The following is a 19487-nucleotide window of genomic DNA, read 5'->3' on the forward strand; positions in this document are numbered from 1 at the left end:
AGAAGCTGGCTAGGGGGCGGTGTCCGAGCTGACTGATACCGTTACAGATTCTGCTGGGTTGCTGTGGCGAGTCGGAGGCCTCGGTGTCGGCGTTCTCTCGCGGAGTCAACTGGTGTGAGCTGGTATTTCCTGCTCGGCGAGCAGGCTCTGGCCTTGCTGCAGGCTGGCCGGCCGTATGTCTGGTCTCTGCTTCGGCGCCCTCCGGGCGCTTCCTCTGAACTACTATGTACCCGAGTATGTCACGCTTTCACGCCCCTTACAAGTTCTGTAACGACTACTCTTCGTGCTCTAGGGGTCTGAATATGGTGTGAACCACTCAGAGGTCTACCCGCGGCGCGCAGAGTCCGTAAGTGCATCAGATTGGATTCTCGCTACGGGCTCAACCGGTTATTCGATATCCGGTTCGCTTGACGTTACACATATCACACAGCCGCTGCGGTTACGAATCGGTTTTGTACCGGGCCCCCGGGTGGCTCGGGAATCTACGGTCTGAGGCACCTACCGTGTTCCTCCATTCTGACGCTTCCGGCGAGGTGCAGGGCTCTTCTGCACTGGGTCGCGTTAAATGCGCGCCGCCGGGCAGGGAATTCACCTAGGGCCCGGCCGACCGCGCTGGTGCCACGCGCCCCGCCGGCTGGTCAGACTCCGAGGCCGATGTGGGCGACGTAGGTTAGGCGCCCACATCGGAGTCCAGCTCGGCGATGACGTCGTCCCAGATGTAGCGGACCTGCAGCTTGCGCACCGCGAAGGCGGTGGGCTGCGCGGGGCTTCTGTGATGTGAAAGGGTGTGGGTACGGGTGCGTACCCGCACCCTGGAGTGAAGGACGTGACCTGAGATGACCGACGCCAACGTGAGAATCCCGGCAGCCGCGAAAGACCGGCTGGCCCAGGTGGCTGCCGCGGAGGGGCTGTCTTTGCGCTCCTACCTGTCCCGGCTGGCCGACGAGGTCCTCACCCCGGCCGAGCGCGCCGAGCGCGCCGAGCAGGCCCGGCAGCAGCTGGCGAGGTGGACCGGATACTGCCCTTCGCCGGAGGAGGAGAAGGCGCTGGACGTGGAGCTGGACCGGCGGCTCGCGCGGGGCGCCGCGTGACCGAGTCCGTGCACGTGGTCTTCGACGAGACCGCGATGCTGGCGGCGGGCCGCGGCAACCTCCTCGCGTCGCGGCTGATCCACCGGGCCCACGAGGAGGCCGGCTGGCACCTGTACGCGCCAGTGTGCGCGCTGGTGGAGGCCGACCGAGAACGGCCGGGCACCGCCGAACACCTGGCCGCGCTGCCCGGAGTCACCGTGGTCGACCTCGACCTCGCCGGCGCGCTCGCACTGGGACGCCAGCAGGGCTGGGCGGCGGCGCAGTGCGCGGTGGTAGCCGCCCCGAGCCCCGAACGGCCGGACGAGGCGTTCGTCGCCACCACCGATCCGGGCCGGTGGGCCAGGCAGCCAGTCCGGGTCATCGACGTCAACCCATGAACGGGGTGGTGCAGGCGCTGCGGCGTGCTGATCTGGAGCGGACGGGGATGCTTGTGCCTGCGGTATGCGAGGCCCAGGTGGCGCTGGGGCCGTCGGGCGGCGGCGGGAAGTGGCACGTCCCGGTCGAGGGCGAGCGGTGGAGCCGCCACTGCTAGCACGCGGGCAGGGCTGCGGGCGACCCGAAGCAGTTGGTGCTGGAGGTGCTGCACCAGGTCTGCGCGCGGTGCGCAACGGTGCTGCCACTGGAGAGCGCGGTCGTGGCGCTTTGGCGGGTATGCGGGCTGGTCGTCGACGCCGACCGGTTCGCCCGCGCCTGGCCGAGGGCACTCGGACCGCACTCCCGACATCGAATGCGAAACCGCCACCCACACCACCGCGGGTGTGATGCCGGTGCTCTACGCCGGCCGCGCCGACGACGGCGACGGCCGCATCGCCTGCTCTGTACGTCTGGCGGCACGGGCCTGCTCGGCGGCCGGGTGGGGTCCGGTGACGGGCGGCGCGGCGTCGCCGAGCAGGTGCGTCTCACCGCTGTGGGGCAGTTGGTGTTGCACCTTCTGGTGTCGCGGTCGACGGCGCCGGTGGCCAGGGGGTGCAAGTGGGCGCCGGTGTCCGGGATCCCCGCAGGGGCGCCAACCATGGTTATGAACTGGATCAGCTGGGCTGACGCGGTGGCTTGGGAGAACACGAAGACGTTCTCGTTGCGGCGCAGCTCGTGGCCGGCGGTCAGGTTGGCGATGTAGGAGGGGTTGTCAAGGAGTCCGCTGCGCTCGACTGCTACCTGGTCTACACGTCCGTCGCCATCGACGACGCGCAGGCCAGCCCTCGGTCACGCAACTGGGCCAGACGCCAGCGCCACCCAGGCTCCGGAGCTGAACAAGCCCAGCCGACGGCAGGCACTGCATGAGCTGTGGGCACCCGGTGGAGCGCTGTACGGCCGCTGCTCGGTGTACCTCATCGCCAAGGAGTACGCGGTCACGCGTCCGCCGGGGTCGCGGACCTTGTCTGGGTGCCGCCCGGCAGCCGACGGGATCGCGCTGCCAAGTATCGTCTTGCATCGGCCAGACTGGCCGCGGCGGGCGGTCGAGTCAGGCGCCGATGCCGATGTAGGAGACGTAGGTGTAGGCACCCCAGTCGGAGTCGAGTTCGGCGATGACGTCGTCCCAGAGGTCTTCCAGGGTGTCCAGGTCGCCGGCGACGAGGGCGTCGACGGCGTCGTCCCAGATGTAGCGGACCTGCCGGTGCTGGATCCTCAGGTTGGCGCGGCGGCGCGGCTGGTCGACGACAGCCTGATTGATGGGGTGGATCTCGATGCGGGTGCCGCGGCCGTCGCGGTTGAGGTGCTGCTTGAAGGCGCCGGGATTGGCGAGCACGTTGTGGGCGCGCAGGTTCCAGTAGGCGGTGTCGATCGCTTCGAGATTGGCCGGGCGCGGGCGCTGGGTGCCGCGGGTCCAGGCGCGGATTGTGGCGGGGGTAGCGGTGATGCCGGCGTCGGCGAGGGCTTGGGGGCCGCCCTTGGTGGTGGTGAGGTAGCGCATGCGGGCCCTCAGGCCGCGACGGGTGCTGACTGGGGACTTGATCCCGCCGTCGATGATCATGCGTTCCAGGGCGTCTTCGAGGGCGCGGGCGAGGGCAATTTTTCCGTGGACGTTTCCGGGGTCGTGGTGCGCGCCGTAGGTGCCGAAGTTCTTCCATCCGTCGGTCGACATCTATCGGGCGCTCTTCCTCGGCAGGGGGTATTGGTCTTTTTGTTTCATCTGGGTGGTGAAGCGGCCTTCGGTGAATACCGTGCGCCAGTCGCCGTCGGTGACATGGAGTTCGTCGGTGCCGCGGACGCGGACGACGGTCAGGCCGTTGCTGTGGGCGCGATGGGCCTTGTACCAGAGGTTCGCGAATGCTTGGGAGCGGATGATGTGCATCCAGTCGGGTCGGCGGATGTCACGGTTGACGCTGGATTCTCCGATGGTGGAGGTGAACTTTGAATACATCGCTTTGACGTATTCTACAGTCACCGTGTCATCGGTCTTGATGGCGTTTTCACGGGCTTCGGTAAGGACCCGGCGAAACTTTTCCAACAGACCCTCGCTGGCGCCGGATGTCCAGCTCTCAGTGATGTGCGGGGGCTCGCACAGGCCGAGCCGGGCGCAGCGGATCATCAGGCGGATGGTGGCGTCGTCGAGGAGGACGGGGCCGTCTTCGCGGCGGTTGCCGATGGGGTCGGGCAGGTGGGGGTGGTGCCAGGTGGGGCGGGTGGGGAGGCGGTAGATGCCGGAGCGCTTGGGGTCGAAGCCGCCGTCGGGGTTGTGGACCAGGGCGCCGATGGGCAGGTAGGTCTTGAAAGCGGACAGGAAGCTGGCGTTGGTGTCCAGGGCGGCCACGGTGACCGGGGGGTGGGTGCCGTTTTGGAGGGCGTCCATGAGGTGGGCGTTAGTCCAGTTGTGGCGGCCTTCCCAGATTTCGTCGGCGCCGTCCTTGGTTTTCTTTCGGAGGAATTCCAAGGTTTCGGGGTAGACGGTGTGTTCGTAATTGCCGCCGACGCGGGTTGCCTCGAACAAGGCCATCGCGTTCGGCACGGCCTTTTTCACCAGGGCCTCGGTCGCGGCCGCAACGTCGCCGTCGCAGTCCTGGAGGGCCTCGTCGACCGCGCGGGCGATCATGCCGGTGAAGTAGCTGTAGTCCCGGCCGGCGTACCCGCCCCCGGCAGGGGGCGCGGCGGTGCGGTGTGGTGACGGCCCGGGTGCAGCGGCGGTAGGGGCCGGCGGGTCGGGCCGGGTTGGCGTGGGGTCCGGGAGGGGGTCGATGGGGGCTTGGGGGGGCTGCGCGGGGCTGCTGGCGGGCCAGGTGGGTGGCGCCTCCGGCGCCGGGGTGGGCGTGGCAGGGCTGGTGATCGTCCAGTAGGGGTTGGTCGTTGTGAGCTGGTCGGGGGCGGGCGGTGTGATGGGGGTGGGGGGGTCGGTGATGCGGGCGTGGGCGAGGTCGGCGTGGAGGACGAGGGTGGCCTGGGGGCCGAGGTCGCGTTCGGTGATGGTGGCGTGGATCTGGTCGGTGTCGCGGGTCAGGGTGAGGGTGATGTCGAGGCTGAGCGCGGCGATCAGGTGGGGGTCGTCGGTGTCGACGGCGGCCAGGACGGGGAGCCCGTGGGTGCGGGCGAGGTGGGCGAGGGCCTGGGCGGCGTCGGTGATCCGCTCGGGGCCGGACAGCGGGAGTCGGGGGTCTTCGGCGGCCTGTAGGCGGTCGATCACGAGCAGGGCCAGGCCGGGAAGGTGCGGGACGCTCTCGGCGATAGCGGCGGTGGTCAGGTCGGTGCCGTCGTCGATGTACAGCGGTGCTGAGGTGAGGAGGTGGTGCAGGGCGGCAACGTCGCCCTGCTCAGTGGGGGTGAGGCGGCCGGCTCGCAGGCGGCGGTAGTCGACTGGCAGGTGTGCGGCGACGATCCGGGCGGCGACGTCGGCGCGGGTCAGTCCGGAGGCGGCATACAGGACGGGCTGGTGCTGGTCGAGGGCGCTGGTGCGTGCGGCGGCGGTGGCGATCAGGCTGGATCCGGCGCCCGGCGCGGCGGCGACGAGGTAGAAGCGACCGGGCTGCAGGCCGCCGAGAGCGTCGTCCAGGGCGCGGATCCCGGTCGGGAGGCCCACCAGGGGTGCGGGTGTGGTGGATTCGCCGGCCGGGGTGGTGGGGGTAAGGACGGTGTCCAGGGCCTGGGCGAGCGCGGCCAGGCGGCGCGGGGTCCGCGGCGCAGCGGTGGGCGACGGGCCGATGGCCGGGCTGGCGGTGTGGTGCCCGACGCCGGGCGCCATGAGGGATGCGGCTGGCGGGGGCGGCTCGGACGGGGTCAAGGGGGCCGCTGGCGAGGCGGTCGGCAGTGCAGCTGGGTGCGGGGAAGCCGGAGTGCCGGGTGCGGCGCCAAATGCCATGGGGGCAGCGGAGCTTGGCGGAGCGGTCAGTGGGCCGGTGGTCATGGTGGTGGGCGCGGACGGTGGAGCAGTTGGGGCCGGGGCGGTGGATGCCGCTGGTGTGGCGCCAGGCGAGGCAGGGACGGCGGGCGGTGTGCTGGCAGTTGCAGGCGCTGCTGTGTCTGCTGGCGCCGGTTCCGGCTGTGGGGGTCCTGACGGGGTGGCAGCAGCCGCTGGCACGGGGCCGGTCGAGGCGGGTGTGGGGGCCGTGGTCCCGGTTGCTGCTGTGGCCGGAGCGGCTGCCTGGGCGGGCTGCTGATCCGTCGACGGTGCGGTGGATCCGGGGACCGCCGCAGCGGCCGGGACGGGGGTGAACTGGGCTGCTGGGATGGGGGTGGCGTCCGCGGCGGCCGGGATTAGTACGGCGACGGGGGTGGTGTGGCGGCGCAGGACCTGGGGGTGGCCCTCGGAGGCGTGCTGGATCAGGTCGCCGAGCTTTCTGCGGGCATCCGCGATGCCGAGCACCGCGGAATGGGTAAGGTCCCAGCCCAGTTCGGCTGCCTGGGCAGGGGTGGTGAGCAGTGCGTGGTGTCGGCCGCGGGCCAGCGGCGTGGGCGTGCCCGCCGTGGCGGCGCGGATCAACTGCGGGAGGGTGCTGCGAGCCTCGTGTAGCGTCGCCGGGCTGGTGAGAGCCGGGGCTTGTGATCCGGGAGGGGCGGGTGCTTCCGAGGCTGGGGAGGTCGTACCGGGTGCGGTACCGGATGGGGCAGGAGGCTTCGGGAAGCGCATGGGCCAGGTGCCCGCCCAGCGTGGAGCCGGAGCGGCGGTCGGCTCTGTCGGGGGTGCGGGCGTTGCAGCATTGCCGGGGCTGTCCGGCGCAGCAGCATTGGGAGCCGTCTCACCGGCGGCACGGGACGAACGCGAAGAAGACACCCGAGGACTCCAAGAGCAGAAGCAGCAAGCGGGTTGGGAGGGGAAGGTCGGGCAGTCGGCCTGGCCAGCGGACAGCCCGCAGGCACAGGCGACCGCGCCTTCCCAGATGTAACGTCTCCCAACTAGTCTAGCCCATCGGTACATAACTCGGGCTGAAACTGTAACGAAGGGGGTTGGAATCTGCGGGCGCTCTTCCGGGCATGGAGCTGCGTGGTCTGTCGATCTTGTCCGGCCCAACTTGTGGGAGGCAGGGCTCCCTAAGCCTCGGCGCGGGGCGCAGCCGCCTGAAAACCGTAGCCGTCGCACGATGGTTGCTGGGGCCGTGTGCGTGTCGCTCGCGGGAATAGGCGGCGGCCAGGTGTAGCCTCTGGGCCCACATTTAGGGGGCAGGCCATTTCGACGTTCCAAGAGCTCTGCGATCTCGGCCATCTAGGTCCACAGGGCCTTCGGCTGGTCAGTCGGCTCCTGCGCGAGGAACTGCGTCGCTTTCCGGACCTGGTGCCTGCCGCGGGGTGGCAGCAGGCCGACTACGAGGACGTCGTTCAGGAGTTCCTCGTGGACCGGATTGCCGCAGTCACTGCCGATCTGTTGGCCCGGGCTACGGATGATGCCTCGATGGGCAGGATGGTGCGTCGATCGATCCGCAATTGGCTGATCGACTGGGTGCGTAAGACTCCCCGCGGTGCCTTGCGCCGGAGGTTGGAAGAGGTCCTGAGGAAGGACGATGCTTTCGAGGTGGTTCCGGACAGTCACGCAGGCGCTGGGCGTTGGCGGCTTGCTGGCTCGCAGACCGGACTGTGGTCCGGCTCCATTGCGGAGCTTGTCGAGGCGGCTTACGGCGTGACGAACGTCAATGTGCCCGTGTGGACGACCGACAGGCGTCGCTCTCCTGTCGCTGACCGGCCATCCATCGTGGCGATTCTGCATGCGGTGTTCACCGCTGCGCAGGGTGCTGTCGAGGTGGCGACCTTGGCGACTGTTTTCGCGCAGCGGTTCCCTGTTTCGTTGGATCCTGTCGAGGTCGCGACCGAGGATGAGGCCATGCCGAATCCGTCGGCCAGTGATGGCCGTGAGGGGATGCAGGATCCTGAGAGCGCGGTCATCGGCCAGGAAGAAGAGCTCAGTATCGCGTTGAGCGCTGCGGAGATCGTTGGCAGACTCTCCGCCCAAGAGCGCAGGCTGGTCCTTTTGCTGGAGGTTCCTGCCGCTGTTCAGGAGTACCTGGGCTGCGGGCGGTCACAGGCCTACCACCAAATCAAGCGGCTAAAGGCGAAGCTGGGGCTGCTGATCGGGGGCCGGCCGGACAGGCTGGCGGTGGCAGCGGAGGTGATCGAGCTGTGCGAAGCCTGAAGGTGGTCTGGAGCGGACAGGGCGCGCGGTATGACGTCAGAGCATGGTGGAGGCCTGCACGAGGGGTCGATGCAGGAGGACATCATGGATGAATGGGATGTGCCGGAGTATCTGCTGCGTCTTGCGGCACGGGCTGCCAGGCCAGGCTTGCAGCCTGAAGGGCTTCTGGAGCGTTTCGGTGCCGCTGACCAGGTCGAGATCGACGTTGGTCAGGTGTGGCGGGCGCGTTGGGACACCGCTGTTGTCCTCGTGCTGATCCTGGCGGTACGCGCCCGAGAGGTTTCAGCTGTCCCGGTGACATTGGATCCGCCTGCCGAGAACACATCCTGCCTAGTCGTGGACGGGGTGCGGTCTGTCTTCGGTGTGGAGGCAACCATCTGGGGGGACCTCCCGCAGACAGTTCCGGTGCGGGTGCTGGACCAAGTGCTCGATACCTGGGAGAACGACGTCGTCGGCTGGGCCAAGAGCAGGGCTCAGGGGCTGCTCAAGGATCCTCCCGCGGCCACCCGCCTGGGGCGCGAGCCGAGCTCGGTGTTCGAGGATGCGGCTGCCTTGCGGGCCGAACTCGAGGACGACCTGACTGAGCTGTGCGAGGCACCGAGACTTGTCTCCGATGAAGAGATCAAACCGGGGAAGGCCAGTCTGGCTGCCCTCCTCGGGGACCGGCTCGACCTCGCGCAACTGACCGCAGCCCTGGGAAGGCCCCAGTCTCAGGTCATGGCGATCTTGAGGGGGAAGGAAGTGCTGGAACCCGGGGACATCGCGGGCATCGCCAAGGCAACAGGCTTGCCGCAGGAGCAGGTGGCCGCCTCCGTGCGGCCGCTGCCGCGGTCTCTGGTTGAAGCTGTGGAACACCCACGATGGCGGCCCGCACTGCGCCGCTTGGCGCTGGGGGACGCGACCGACGAGCTCCAGGCACGCTTGCTGGCCGGCTACGGTGCCTTCGCATTGGCGGCACGCGAGACCGGTGGCGGGTCCCCGGACTGGGACGCCCGCCTGCAGCAATTCCTGGTCGGCCGGGGCGAGGTCCGGTGAAACGGGTCTTCTCTCAGGCGGCGCCGAAGCAGGCGGTGGCGATACTGGCCGTCCTGGAGCAGCGGCATCCCGGGCGGCTTGCCGCCTTGCGCGAGGACGCGTTGGCAGAGTTGGGTCGCTGGCCAGAGATTCAAATACGCATGGTGCCGGAGACCGGCGGCGCGGACCGCTGCTCGCTCGCCGGCAGCTACGACGACACGACCGAGCCGCCGACCTTGCGGGTGGGTGAGTCGTGGTCGAGGCGGCGGCGAGGGTTCACTGCCCTGCACGAGCTGGGGCACCACCTACAGCAGACAGACCCGGCCCTGGGCGGGAACCTGTTCGTCTGGAGGGACTCGGAGGGTCTCGAAGAAGAAGCGTGCGATGCGTTCGCCGCGTGTGTCCTGCTTCCTGAGGCCGAACTTTCGGACGCCCTTCGAAGGTTCGGGCCGACAGCCGCTGCCGTGGTCGGCCTGTTTCGTAGCTCGCAGGCGTCGCGGGAGGCCTGCTGCGTGCGGGCTTCGGAATTCTTCGTCGGCAGCGGTGTCGTGGTGCTCCTCGACTCGGAGGGCAGGGTCGTTTTTGCGGCCCGGCACGGCATGATCCCGCCGGCGTACCGCTCCGACCAATCGGCTACCCCGCTGATTCGTGCCGCGTTGAAGAGCCGGAGCAACGCCCAGGTGGACCGGACCCATATCCTCTTCCGTGACGGGCATCGCAGTGACGATCTGTACGGCCAAGCCGAATGGCTGGACGAGGACCATCTGGTGGCGGTGCTCGCCCCCGATCAGGTGGCCTGGCGTGCATTCACCGCACCGAGGCCGGAGAGCGGGACGTCCAGGTTCCCGTCGTGGTGGACGTGCGAAATTTGCGGCGACGGCTTCCCCGTGACGGGGATCTGCGCGCAGTGCCAGCAGCCGGCCTGCCCTCAGGGGCATTGCGGCTGCACCGTCGCCCGGGCAGCCGCGGACCGGACCTGCGCTGAGTGCTACATGACGAAGGCCAAGACCCTGTTCACCTCCGGAAGCACCGTCTGCAAGGACTGCATGGAGTAGCTCCCGGCGGGTACTGAGGCCGCCGGTACCAGCGGTTCTTCTGCGACCCCGGACGATTCGCGTGATGTGACGTCAAAGAGGGACGGACGCCACCACGCGTCCCGCCCTCGGACAGGGCGCCACCGGGGGGCCTGCGGGTCCCGTAGGCGAATCGAGTTCACCATGGGGTACACCGAGGACATCCTCAACGACATACGCGCCCAGATCGATGCACACCCCGAGCCCTTGGCCGAGGCGCGCGAACGCCTCGACCTGGTGCGCTCTTCGGCGTCCGGTTTCAAGGGGGCGCTGCGTACGTACGCCAGCGGCTCCCTGGCGCAGCGCACCTTCATCCACCCGGTCGGCGACGGTGACGGCGGCCTGGTACTGGACCGGCGTATCTATCCGGAACTGGGCCCGGACGGAGGCGGTCAGACGCCACGTGATATCACCTCGCAGCTGTGCGGGCTGCTGGGGCCAGCTGTGCGGAAGGTCTACCCGCAGGCACGGTGCGGCACGTCCAAGCGGGGGCCTAAGCTCACCTTCGGGAAGCCCGTGGACGGCCAGGACCCTACGGTCGATCTCGTCGTCGCGCTCACCCGCCGGAACGGGTCGGGGCTGTGGATCCCGAACCTGGAGCAGAACCGGTGGGAGGCGTCCGACCCGGAGCGGCACGTGACGCTGTTCACCTCGGGCAGCTCGGCGCTGCGGCAGACTCGGCGCCGGATCGTGCGGCTGCTGAAGGCCTGGAACAAGCAGTACAGCCAGCCGGGGTTCTCCTCGCACAACCTGACGGTGTGGGCGTGGGAGTTCGTGAAGCCCGGCATGGGGATGGCCACTGGCCTGCGGGTGGTCCTGAGCAGCGCGGCGGCCCGGGTGGCGTCCGGTTCCGCGACCGTCGACCCGGCGGGGGTCTCCCCCAACGTGCGGCTGCTGGTCTCCCGGGATGTGGCGGCGCGCCGGCTGCGCACGGCGGCGGACGGTGTGACACAGGCTCTTGCGAACGATGGTGACCGGCAGGCGGTGCAGTCTGCGCTGTCCAAGGTGTTCTACGCCTACGTCGCCGACTCCTCCGCCAGCGGGCTCGGCGCCAGGATCGCGGTGTTGCGGCAGTCGGCTCCGGTGTCCACGACCGCGCTCGGACTGGGCGGCGCAGCGATGACGCTTCCGCCGACCCGCGCCTTCGGCGATGGCCACGGCGTCAGGTGAGGCGACCGGCGTTTGCGTGCCGGCCGGCCTGGTTCGCCGGGCCGGCCGCGCGGCTGGTCTTCCAGCACCGTATCGCCTCCACCGGGCTCGCAGTGCGGGCAGCGCGGCCGCCGAAGGCACAGCGGGGCGGCTTCGCCCTGGCCGTCGACGTCCGACACCCGGATCTGCCCGACCAGAGAGTGACCATCGCCTTCGGCCCCGGGCTCCCGGAGATCCCCCGGGTCTTCTCTGATGGGCCGGCGCAGTCCCCGCACCGGTACAGTGACGGCTCGCTGTGTATGTGGTACCCGGGAGATCCTTTCGAGCGGCGCTGGGACCGTCGGCGGGACGGCGCGATCGGGCTCGTGGGGTTGATCCTCGCGCACCTGATGCGCGAGGAATGGTCGCGGCGGACCGGCGAGTGGGCCGGCCCGGAAGCCGAGCACCCGCCCGTCGCCCCTGCACCTATCTCGGAGGCCGCATGATCTACCTCGCCCTGGCCGCCTCGCCTTCCCCGACGCCGACCGTCATCACGCACGCCACCGTGCCCGCTGCGCCCGTCACCGCCTCTGGGGGCGGGACTGGACTGCTGCTGGCAACCGTGCTGTCCGGGGCGTTCCTCGCTGCGCTGATCACGGCGACCATCAACATCTGGGTCGCCCGCCGCAAGAGCCACGAGGAGGAACGTAACCGGCTCCGCACCGCTTTCGCCGAGGCCTTCGCGGCGTACAGCGCCTACAAGGAGCTGCCGTACGCGATCCGGCGGCGACGTGCCGACAAGCCTGCGGAAGAGCGGATCCGGCTCTCGGAGGCACTCCGGGAGATCCAGGCTCGGCTGGCCTACCACCAGGCATGGACCCTGCTGGAGTCCCCGACGGCCGGGGCCGCCTACAAAGACCTGATCGACCAGCTGCGCGCCATCGCCGGGGTGGCCATGAGCAGCGCGTGGGTCGCTCCCCCGCTGGACAATGACGCGGGTATGAACATCCCTCCGTCCGTGATCGACCTGAGGGGTCTGCGTGACCACGAGACTGCCTACCTGGAGGCGGTCCGCGCCCACCTGAAGGGTCTGAAGCCGTGGTGGAGTCGATAGGCCGCTGGTGCATCTACAGGCTTCGGGCCGAGGATCGCGCGGGCGGGGCCTGTCGGCAGGCCGGCTCGGCACAGAATCGGCGCCGCAGCGTCTCGGACGACGTAACTGTTCTGCCGCGTGTCAGGGACGGAGCCGGGTCGTCACAGGCCTAGCGCGGTCGTAGTCGCTCGTCGCGGCCGGGCTGCCGTTTGCCGGTCGCGGTGGCTCGGGTCATGGCCGGAGGGGAAGTGAGGCTTCCTGTGGGTGCGGGACCGCGGGACCGACTTCGGTCGGTGCCGCATAGGTGCGGGCCGCGGCTGCTGCGCCGCACCGGTTGCACAGACGCGCTCCGCGGACTGCGAGATCGAGGACCTCGCTGGTAGCCAGGATGCGAGGTGATGGGCAGGCCATGCAGCCGTCCAGGTGCACGATCAACTGTCGGCTGCCGGCGGTTTCCCGGCTGCGCAGGCGCCACCTTGGTTCCCCCGTTGCCTGCTCTTCCTCCGCGTCGGGCAGGAGCCCGGCGGCCTGGTCCTGCTCTCGGTCGATAATCCGGCGCAGAACGTCCAGCGCACGCTCCAGGTCCGCCTCTTTGCGGCGCAGGGAAGCGAGGTCCAGGCCGTGGCGGCGCAGCACATGCACAGCGGCACGCTGGGGCTCGGGGAGCCTGTCTACCACGGCTTCGGGCAGGCACTCGATGTGCAGCACGGTGCCCGGTTGCCAGGTGAGTTGTCCGTGCTGAACGGTGATTTCGCCGTGGGCAAGGGTGGTGAAGGCGTCCATTGCGTATTCATCGGAATAGGTCAGGTGGGGTGAAACGGCCTGGCGCCCTCCGATCTTCACCACGGGGCACGCGGCCCGGTCCGCGTAGTAGTCGTCCAGGTCCAGCAGGATGTCCACGCCCGGGGCTGGCAGCCCGTCGGTGAGGAAGACCTCGGTGAGCAGGCGCCGCACGTGGGTGACGAGTTCGACGGGGAACCGCCAGGTGCGTGTCGTCGGGTTCCATCGGCCTCTCAGGTCCCTGGCACCCTCGACATAGTCGGGGTTCCATGGGCAGGACACCTCCACCACGTCGCTGCTGGCGTGGATCCACACTCCAGTACGGGAGGGTGTCTGTCGTGTCGCTGGTGCCGTGTCCACGTCCCGCCGTCCTGTCGGTCTCGTGCGGCGAGCGGGGCTGCCGCACCTTGAGGATTGATACCGAGCGCAATCAATCGTGCACAGACTGCATGCACAGAGCGTGATTATGCACAGCTGTTCATGGTGATGGCAATCTTGGTCGACGTCACCTCTAGAGGTGTCCTCGACCCCACCGCCTGACCCGCGCCTGCACGCCTTCGGCATGACCCTTCGTCGCATTCGCGAGCAGCGAGAACTCAGCATCGAGGATCTCGCCGAGCGCAGCGGGCTCAGCTTCCGCGGCGTCATCTATATCGAGCATGGGCGCCGCAATCCTTCCCTTTTGACGATCCTGCAGCTTGCCGCCGGACTCCAAGTGCCGCCCACCGCCCTGTTGGAAGACCTCGGCTGACACGGCGATCACCTCATGCCGGGACGGCGGACCTGCGCGGCACATCGAGTTGTGTAACGCTTCTGGGCGCTGCCGGTGGGCCGCAACCGCCGCAGGAGCGACCGGCATAGCCTCTACCGGCGCCTCAGAAGTGCCGCCTGACGCCTGCGGTCAGCGACCGACAGGGTTCCTCCACGCGGTCCCTACCGGATGGGTCGTGGGGGGCGCAGGCCGATGAATCCCTTACTTAGGACCTCCCGGCCACGGCAGGCGCTCGCGGCGCTTGCTCAGCCGCGCCGGCGACCGCGCAGTTCCCAGGCACGGACCGCGTGCTCGGCCAGGTGAGCGAGGACTGCGTGGTTCGCCTCCCAACCATCGGGGATCTTCGAGGCGGAGCCGAGGTGTACGGGATCGGTCGAAGGGTGGGCATCGAGGAGTCCTGCGATGCCGGCGCGTGCGACGACGATGCAGGCGTGGCGGTGTCGTGAGGTAAGGACGCACAGGCGGCCGGCTTCCAGGTGGAAGGCGGAGGCGTCACCGCGGCCGGACAGGGGGTGCAGGACAATGGTGACGCTGAACTCCAGGCCTTGAAGTCGGTTGGCGGTATCGACCGTGACTCCGTGCAGGCGAGGATGGTGGTGCCTCAGGAGCGTGCGGATCTGGTGAGCCTGGTCGCGGTGCGCGGTGCCGATCGCGAGATCGCGGGGCTCCAGGACGCGGCCTTCGGGATGCTGTTCGCAGGTGATGATGGCGCGCCGGATCAGCAGCCGCTCGGCGAGGCCGACGACGGCCTGGAAGGCTTCCGGGTCGATGCGGTGGGTGAAGCGGGCCGGCAGCTCCAGTAGCGCCCACCCGGTTCGAGCGGCCCGGTCGACCGCTGCATCCAGGGGGGAGCCCATGCCGATCCCGCCGAAGGTGAGGGTGCGGGTTGCAGTCTGGCTTCCGGCGTGGAAAGGGGTGAAGGGGTAGAAGGCGTCCCTGATGAGGGGAACGGCTGACGGCGGCAGGCGCCAGGAGACCGGCAGCGAGCGGACGGGCAGGTCTCGGTTCTTGTCGAGCAGGACGGCGACCGCACTGTTCATGGGGTCGTGCGGCAGGCCCGCCCAGCGGTGAGTCTCGACTGAGGAGAAGGGGTCGAGCTGCCCTGGGTCCCCGACGAACAGCGCCTTGTCGAAGAGGCGGGCGGCAATCCGAAGGAGAGTGTCGGAGCGCATCTGATAGGCCTCGTCAATGATCGCCCACGGCCATCGGCGATCGGCGACGGTCGCCCATTTCATGGCGGTTCCCACGATGACATGGGCTGATCCGAGGTCCTGGATCCGGGCGCTGATGCGGACGCCAGGAAGGGTGGGCAGATCGGCCGGGACGGTGTAGTCGAGTGCGGTCAGGCGGGCGATCCGCAGGTGGGGACAGAGGCGAACGAAGCGCCGCACGAGGTCGTCGACCTGGCTGTTGGTCTGGGCGATGACGATGCAGGGGGCGCCGGACTGGGCAAGGGCGTCGGCGGCCCGGACCACCAGGGTCGACTTGCCGGCGCCGGGCGGGGAGTCCACGACGAGTCCTCGTTGGCTCAGCGTGGGGAGCTGCTCCAAGATGGCGCGGGCGGCCTGGTCTGCCTGCTCTTGGCGCACGTCCGGTGTCACTGCTCCTCCTTCATGGCGTCGGGGTGTTCCGGCGGAGGGCCTCCGTGTGTCCAGGGTGTCTGGTCTCGCGAGGGGAACTCCGGCATCCGGAAGTGATCCGGTGCGACGGTGAGCAGGAGAAGATCGCCGGCATCGGGGAGGACGCTGTGGTTACGGCGAGTCGCGGACCCCATCCCAGCGGCGATCTCCAGCAGGACGAGAGTGCCGTCGTCGCTGGGAGCGATGTCGCAGACCTTGTAGCGGGCATTGCGGTACGTGTGGCAGGCCAGGAGTTGGCCGGGTTCCGTGCGCACGGGGTCCGCGGTGGACACGGTGAGCCTGGGGCGCCATTGTGCTCGGCCTGTGGGTCCGCGGACCACGTGGTCGGCATCCATGGTGGTGACGGTGCCGATGAAGGCTTCGCCCGTGGTGCGTAATTCCGCTCGTGCGAACGGATCGTCAGCGGCGCGCTCTGCGCTGAAGGCGGCGGCTGCCTGTTCCCTGCGGGCCAGGCCGACGGCTGCGCCGACCGCTTGGTCACGCACTGGTTGGGAGCGTCCGTCCTGGGCCAGATAGGTGCTGAAGTCGGTGAATTCGTCGCGCTCCCTGCTCCAGCGCCGCTCAGTGCTGTGGGCTTCAGGCAGGGCGTGCAGGAGCATGTAGGCCCGCCACATGAGGTCCCAGGTAGGTTGCAGGTAGTCGGCCAGAAGGCGGTCGAGGTCCTGCAGGTAGCGGGCCCGATCCCACTCGGAAGCCCGGGCGTAGGCCTCGAACAGGGGTGCCAGGTGCTCGTTGTCGAACGCCGCGTCGGTGGCTGGTCCGGCAGAACGGTGCATAGCCGGGTCTTCGGCCTTCAGTGCGGCGTCGCATCCTGAAGCGGCGTCGCGGGGCGGGTCGATCCACGCCAGCAAGGTGGCCAGGTCCTCGTCCTCCAGCGGGCTTTGGCCGGTGACCCAATGCATGGTGAGGAAGCTGGTCAGAGGGATGAGTGCGGACGAGCCGAGGATTTCGGCGCGGTCGGTGAAGTGGGTGAGCCACTGCCCGAGGCGCCGGACGGAGCGGTGGGCCGGGGTCCCGTCGTCGACGGGGCGGAACCGAAGATCGCGTCCGAGCCTTTTCAGGTAGGCCACGGTATGCGGGTTGGGCACGAGGATCTGAGGGGCGTCGGTGTAGCGCTGCCGTGCGGGCCTGGCGGCGGTGGCGGGAAGCTGCTCGAGGTGCTGCTGGTGCGCGTCGATGTATGAGGCGAGGGTCGATGCGAGGTCGGCGAGCACGGGGTCGGCGCTTCCTGATGGCGGTGCGACCAGGAGCTCGGGGTGGGCTGGGTCCGTGCCCAGCATGACGGCAAGGGGTCTGGCCTCCGCCCCGGTGCGCTTCAGGGGAAGCAGCATCAGGGGCTGGTCGCTCAGGTGCAGGTGGCGCAGCTGGCTGGTGCGGATGGCGTTACCGGTGGCGGCTGCGCGCATCCGCAGCAGCGAGAGGAGGAGGCTCACCCGATGCCTGCCAAAAGGTCTGCGTGGACCTGGTGGGCGTGGCGCAGAGCCTGGACGATGTGTGCCTGGTCCCGTGAGGGGTGCAGGTGGCCGTCGGTGAGGGCCAGTGCCGTGGCGATGGTTTCGAGGCCTGCGATGTCGTCGCGGACCTCGGTTCCCAGGGCTTCGATCCTGCCCTGGTTGCGTGCTTCGCTGCGGCAGTGGAAGGCCAGGTCGCAGTGCTGGCGGCAGCCGGGGGTGTAGCGGGGCCGTGTGGTGGCGAGTGCGGCGGCGAGGTCGCTGCGGGGCCGGGTGGGGATCTCGTCTGGGCCGGCGGCGAGGTCGAACGTGGTTCCGGGCGGGAGCTGGTCCAGCAGTTCGGGTAGGCGTCGGAGCCTGCCCAGATGGCGGCTCAGGGACTTGATCTTCTGGAGGGCGTTGACGAGCGTTGCGGTGGGGCGGTCGGAGAAATTGAGCGGAGTGACCAGGACCAGGGAGTCGGAGACGTGGTCCGGTGGGTGCCCGTCGCTGGCGAGAAGTTCACGCAGGGCCAGCACGTAGGCCGCGGCCTGGATCACTGCCGCGGTGACCTTGGTGTTGTCAGCTTCGTCGATGACGGCGAAGGACTTGATTTCCACGATGTGGAAGGTGCCTTGGCGCTGCGCGGTGTCGTGGCGCTGGAAGGCGATGGCATCGGGTTCGAGGTAGGCCTGGTGGCCGGCGACGGTCAAGCGCAGTACGGGATGGTCCAGCAGGGTGCGGGCGTCTGAGGGGTCGCGTGCCGCGCTGAGGATGAGTGCTCGGGTGCGGGAGTAGCGTAACTGCAGCGAAGACGCGTTGGCATCGCCGACGCTGCTGAGGTCCTCGTAGGACACCTCGGGCAGGGTGAGACCGAGCGTTTCGCGGAGAAGTCGCAGCAGTTCGGCGCCGTTTGGGCCGGTGACCTGGCGCTCGAAGGCGACGTCGTGGCTGAGGGCGAGCCGGGATTTACGCAGAGGCCGCGGCAGTCCCAGGTGGGCGGCGAGAGCGTCCTTGTCGATGCCTGCGGCATCCAGCAGGGAGCGTCGGTCGCAGCCGGGGTTGGCGGTCAGCGCCGCCAGGGTTCGTGCGTTGTGCGGGACCGGCGGGGAGGAGCCTCGCAGGGCGTCCAATCGTGCGTCGAGCGAACTCACTGGTTTCCTCGAAGGGACGGGGCACAGCCGTGCAGTCGAAGGGGCGGGGTCACGAACTGCGGCGTTCGCGTGCGACGTTGCGAAGTGGGCTGCCGAAGATCTGGTCCGCGTCGCTGAGTCGCTGTCGTGCGCGCCGGGCCGCCTCGGCGCGGGTATCGGCGTCGTCGCTGGCGTGGATTTCCCGCTCGGCTGCGGCGGCCCGGCGCAGCCGGCCGAGGTCGAGTGGGCCTCGGGCGGGGTAACCGGGGATGTTGCGGGCGCAGCGCAGGAGGAGCCGTTGGACGGGTTCGGGTGGTGTGCCGTCGCCGGGCAGGCGCTCGGCGGCGTCCGCGAGGCGCATGGCCGAGGTGAGGAAGTTCACCCGGTGGGTGAGCGGTCCTACCAGGCGCTGCTCCAGCGGCCAGGTGCTCAGGGCGAGCAGGGCGCGGGCCGGGGACAGCAGGTCGAATGTCAGGGCGGAGCACACGTAATAGGGGCGGGCGAAGGGGGTGGCCCGGAAAGAGCGTTCTTCGTCGCGGCGCAGAGTGGTCAGCCGTGCGGTGTTCAGGGGGCGGGAGAAGAACGCCTCGTGGACCTGGCTGAGGAGCTGGGGCGCGGCGGGGACGGTGAGCAGGGCCAGGGCTTGGTGGACCTGCTCGCGGGCGGGTGCGTCTGCCCAGGCGCGTTCGAAGGCGGGTGGTGACGGAGACGCTGGCTGGGCCTGATCCGGTTCGCCATCCGGGGCGAACAGTGCGTCCCAGGCGCGTTGGGTGCGCTGCAATTCCAGGCGCAGGGCGTTGACCTGGGCGCTGTCGTGCTGCTCGTGCGCCTGCCGCATCGCGTGCTGCAGGTGCTGCATGCGTTTCTCCAGAGCGTCCAGGTGCTCGTGCATGCCCGCATGCTAACAGCCACTCAAGTTTCCTGTGTTCCCTGTGATTCTCGTGTACAGTCCCGGGCTCATGAGACACCACGGGTGTCTTCCTACGCTTCGCATCCAGAAGGGCTCATGAAGGCATGAGCAGACTGCTCCACACCTCCGACTGGCACTTGGGCCGTACCTTGGACCGGCATTCGCGTGAGGAGGACTTCGACGCCGTCTTAGCCGAGATCGTCGGCATCGCACGGGAGAGCCAGCCGGACCTGATCGTGCACAGCGGCGACCTGTTCGACTCCTCCCGCCCCGCCTCCCGGGACCTGATGCGCGCCATGCGGACCCTGGACGAGCTCGCCGCCGTCGCGCCCACCGTGGTCCTGGCCGGGAACCACGACTCCCCCGCCTACTTCGAGTTCCTGGGCTACGTGAGCGGCCCGTCCCGCGGCCGGGGCCTGTTCTTCGTCGACCAGCTCCGCCCGCCGCACGACGGGGGCGTCCTCACCTTCGACGCCTGCGGCGGTGAGCAGCGGATCCGGCTGGCCGTGATGCCGTTCGTGCATCCGAACCGGTTCTGGCAGCACTCCTCGGTATTCGGCACGACGTACGCCGACTACGCGGAGGCGATGCGCGGCCTGCAGGCGGAGCTGATGGCCGCCTTGCGCGAAGGGCACGACCCCGGTCGGGACATCCTGCTGTTCGCCGCCCACGTCTTCGTCGCCGGTGCCCGCCCCTCCCGCAGCGAGCGCTCCGTGGACCTGAACGAGGCCTACGCGACCGCTCCCGCAGATCTTCCGGCGGTGTCGTACGCGGCCCTGGGGCACATCCACGCTCCGCAGCCCGTAGGAGGCGTGCCGTTTCCCGCCCGCTACGCCGGAAGCCCCCTGCAATTGGACTTCGGCGAGGCCGGCG

Annotated in this window: 16 protein-coding genes and 2 pseudogenes; 9 read left to right on the forward strand and 9 right to left on the reverse strand. The window is 69.3% G+C overall.

The window, feature by feature from the left end:
- Nucleotides 1-670 precede the first annotated feature (670 nt).
- Nucleotides 671-811: a hypothetical protein gene (locus AB0761_RS00005; protein ID WP_377266734.1), complete on the reverse strand. Its 141-nt coding sequence runs from the start codon at nucleotides 809-811 to the stop codon at nucleotides 671-673.
- Between the two features lie 25 nt (nucleotides 812-836).
- Between AB0761_RS00005 and AB0761_RS00010 the strand changes: the two genes are divergently transcribed.
- Nucleotides 837-1091, forward strand: coding sequence for a hypothetical protein (locus tag AB0761_RS00010; protein ID WP_377266735.1), 255 nt, complete (start codon nucleotides 837-839; stop codon nucleotides 1089-1091).
- 35 nt (nucleotides 1092-1126) lie between these two features.
- Nucleotides 1127-1468: a hypothetical protein gene (locus tag AB0761_RS00015; RefSeq protein ID WP_377273890.1), complete on the forward strand. Its 342-nt coding sequence runs from the start codon at nucleotides 1127-1129 to the stop codon at nucleotides 1466-1468.
- 1085 nt (nucleotides 1469-2553) lie between these two features.
- On the opposite strand, the gene AB0761_RS00020 is transcribed toward AB0761_RS00015, so the two are convergent.
- The 3 genes and pseudogenes from AB0761_RS00020 to AB0761_RS00030 form a co-directional block, all read right to left on the reverse strand.
- Nucleotides 2554-3174 carry a hypothetical protein gene (locus AB0761_RS00020; protein ID WP_377266736.1) on the reverse strand — a complete coding sequence of 207 codons (621 nt, stop codon included), beginning with the start codon at nucleotides 3172-3174 and terminating at the stop codon, nucleotides 2554-2556.
- Nucleotides 3175-5262: a DnaB-like helicase C-terminal domain-containing protein gene (locus AB0761_RS00025; protein WP_377273891.1), complete on the reverse strand. Its 2088-nt coding sequence runs from the start codon at nucleotides 5260-5262 to the stop codon at nucleotides 3175-3177.
- Between the two features lie 513 nt (nucleotides 5263-5775).
- Nucleotides 5776-6720: pseudogene (locus AB0761_RS00030) on the reverse strand (type II toxin-antitoxin system prevent-host-death family antitoxin); the annotation flags it as partial.
- A gap of 126 nt (nucleotides 6721-6846) precedes the next feature.
- On the opposite strand from AB0761_RS00030, the gene AB0761_RS00035 reads away from it, so the two are divergent.
- From AB0761_RS00035 to AB0761_RS00055, 5 genes are all read left to right on the forward strand, one after another.
- The gene (locus AB0761_RS00035) at nucleotides 6847-7641 is read left to right on the forward strand and encodes a hypothetical protein (protein ID WP_377266737.1); all 795 of its coding nucleotides are present in this window, start codon (nucleotides 6847-6849) and stop codon (nucleotides 7639-7641) included.
- 69 nt (nucleotides 7642-7710) lie between these two features.
- Nucleotides 7711-8676: a hypothetical protein gene (locus AB0761_RS00040; protein WP_377266738.1), complete on the forward strand. Its 966-nt coding sequence runs from the start codon at nucleotides 7711-7713 to the stop codon at nucleotides 8674-8676.
- Nucleotides 8673-9710, forward strand: coding sequence for an ImmA/IrrE family metallo-endopeptidase (locus AB0761_RS00045; protein ID WP_377266739.1), 1038 nt, complete (start codon nucleotides 8673-8675; stop codon nucleotides 9708-9710). The genes AB0761_RS00040 and AB0761_RS00045 overlap by 4 nt, the downstream gene beginning before the upstream one ends.
- Nucleotides 9711-9872: 162 nt before the next feature.
- Nucleotides 9873-10898 carry a hypothetical protein gene (locus AB0761_RS00050; protein WP_377266740.1) on the forward strand — a complete coding sequence of 342 codons (1026 nt, stop codon included), beginning with the start codon at nucleotides 9873-9875 and terminating at the stop codon, nucleotides 10896-10898.
- 460 nt (nucleotides 10899-11358) lie between these two features.
- On the forward strand, nucleotides 11359-11970 hold the full coding sequence (locus AB0761_RS00055; protein ID WP_377266741.1) for a hypothetical protein: 612 nt from the start codon (nucleotides 11359-11361) through the stop codon (nucleotides 11968-11970).
- A 210-nt stretch (nucleotides 11971-12180) separates the two neighbouring features.
- On the opposite strand, the gene AB0761_RS00060 is transcribed toward AB0761_RS00055, so the two are convergent.
- On the reverse strand, nucleotides 12181-13044 hold the full coding sequence (locus tag AB0761_RS00060; RefSeq protein ID WP_377266742.1) for a hypothetical protein: 864 nt from the start codon (nucleotides 13042-13044) through the stop codon (nucleotides 12181-12183).
- 202 nt (nucleotides 13045-13246) lie between these two features.
- Here AB0761_RS00060 and AB0761_RS00065 point away from each other — a divergent pair, with 202 nt between their 5' ends.
- Nucleotides 13247-13480, forward strand: a complete 234-nt coding sequence (locus AB0761_RS00065; protein WP_377266743.1) for a helix-turn-helix domain-containing protein — start codon at nucleotides 13247-13249, stop codon at nucleotides 13478-13480.
- A gap of 266 nt (nucleotides 13481-13746) precedes the next feature.
- Here AB0761_RS00065 and AB0761_RS00070 read toward each other — a convergent pair whose 3' ends face one another.
- The 4 genes from AB0761_RS00070 to AB0761_RS00085 all read right to left on the reverse strand — a co-directional run bounded on the left by AB0761_RS00070 (nucleotide 13747) and on the right by AB0761_RS00085 (nucleotide 18596).
- On the reverse strand, nucleotides 13747-15102 hold the full coding sequence (locus AB0761_RS00070; protein WP_377266744.1) for an AAA family ATPase: 1356 nt from the start codon (nucleotides 15100-15102) through the stop codon (nucleotides 13747-13749).
- Nucleotides 15099-16355, reverse strand: coding sequence for a hypothetical protein (locus AB0761_RS00075; RefSeq protein ID WP_377266745.1), 1257 nt, complete (start codon nucleotides 16353-16355; stop codon nucleotides 15099-15101). Before AB0761_RS00075 ends, AB0761_RS00070 begins: the two co-directional genes overlap by 4 nt.
- Before the next feature lie 215 nt (nucleotides 16356-16570).
- Complete coding sequence (locus tag AB0761_RS00080; protein ID WP_377266746.1) at nucleotides 16571-17725, reverse strand: hypothetical protein; 1155 nt, start codon at nucleotides 17723-17725, stop codon at nucleotides 16571-16573.
- 49 nt (nucleotides 17726-17774) lie between these two features.
- Nucleotides 17775-18596 (reverse strand): hypothetical protein, encoded by an 822-nt coding sequence (locus AB0761_RS00085; RefSeq protein WP_377266747.1) that lies wholly within the window; start codon nucleotides 18594-18596, stop codon nucleotides 17775-17777.
- Nucleotides 18597-18718: 122 nt separating this feature from the next.
- Here AB0761_RS00085 and AB0761_RS00090 point away from each other — a divergent pair.
- A pseudogene (locus AB0761_RS00090) lies at nucleotides 18719-19435 on the forward strand (exonuclease SbcCD subunit D); the annotation flags it as partial.
- Nucleotides 19436-19487: the final 52 nt, after the last annotated feature.

The sequence above is a fragment of the Peterkaempfera podocarpi genome, from assembly GCF_042466665.1.
Taxonomy (GTDB): Bacteria; Actinomycetota; Actinomycetes; order Streptomycetales; family Streptomycetaceae; genus Peterkaempfera; species Peterkaempfera podocarpi.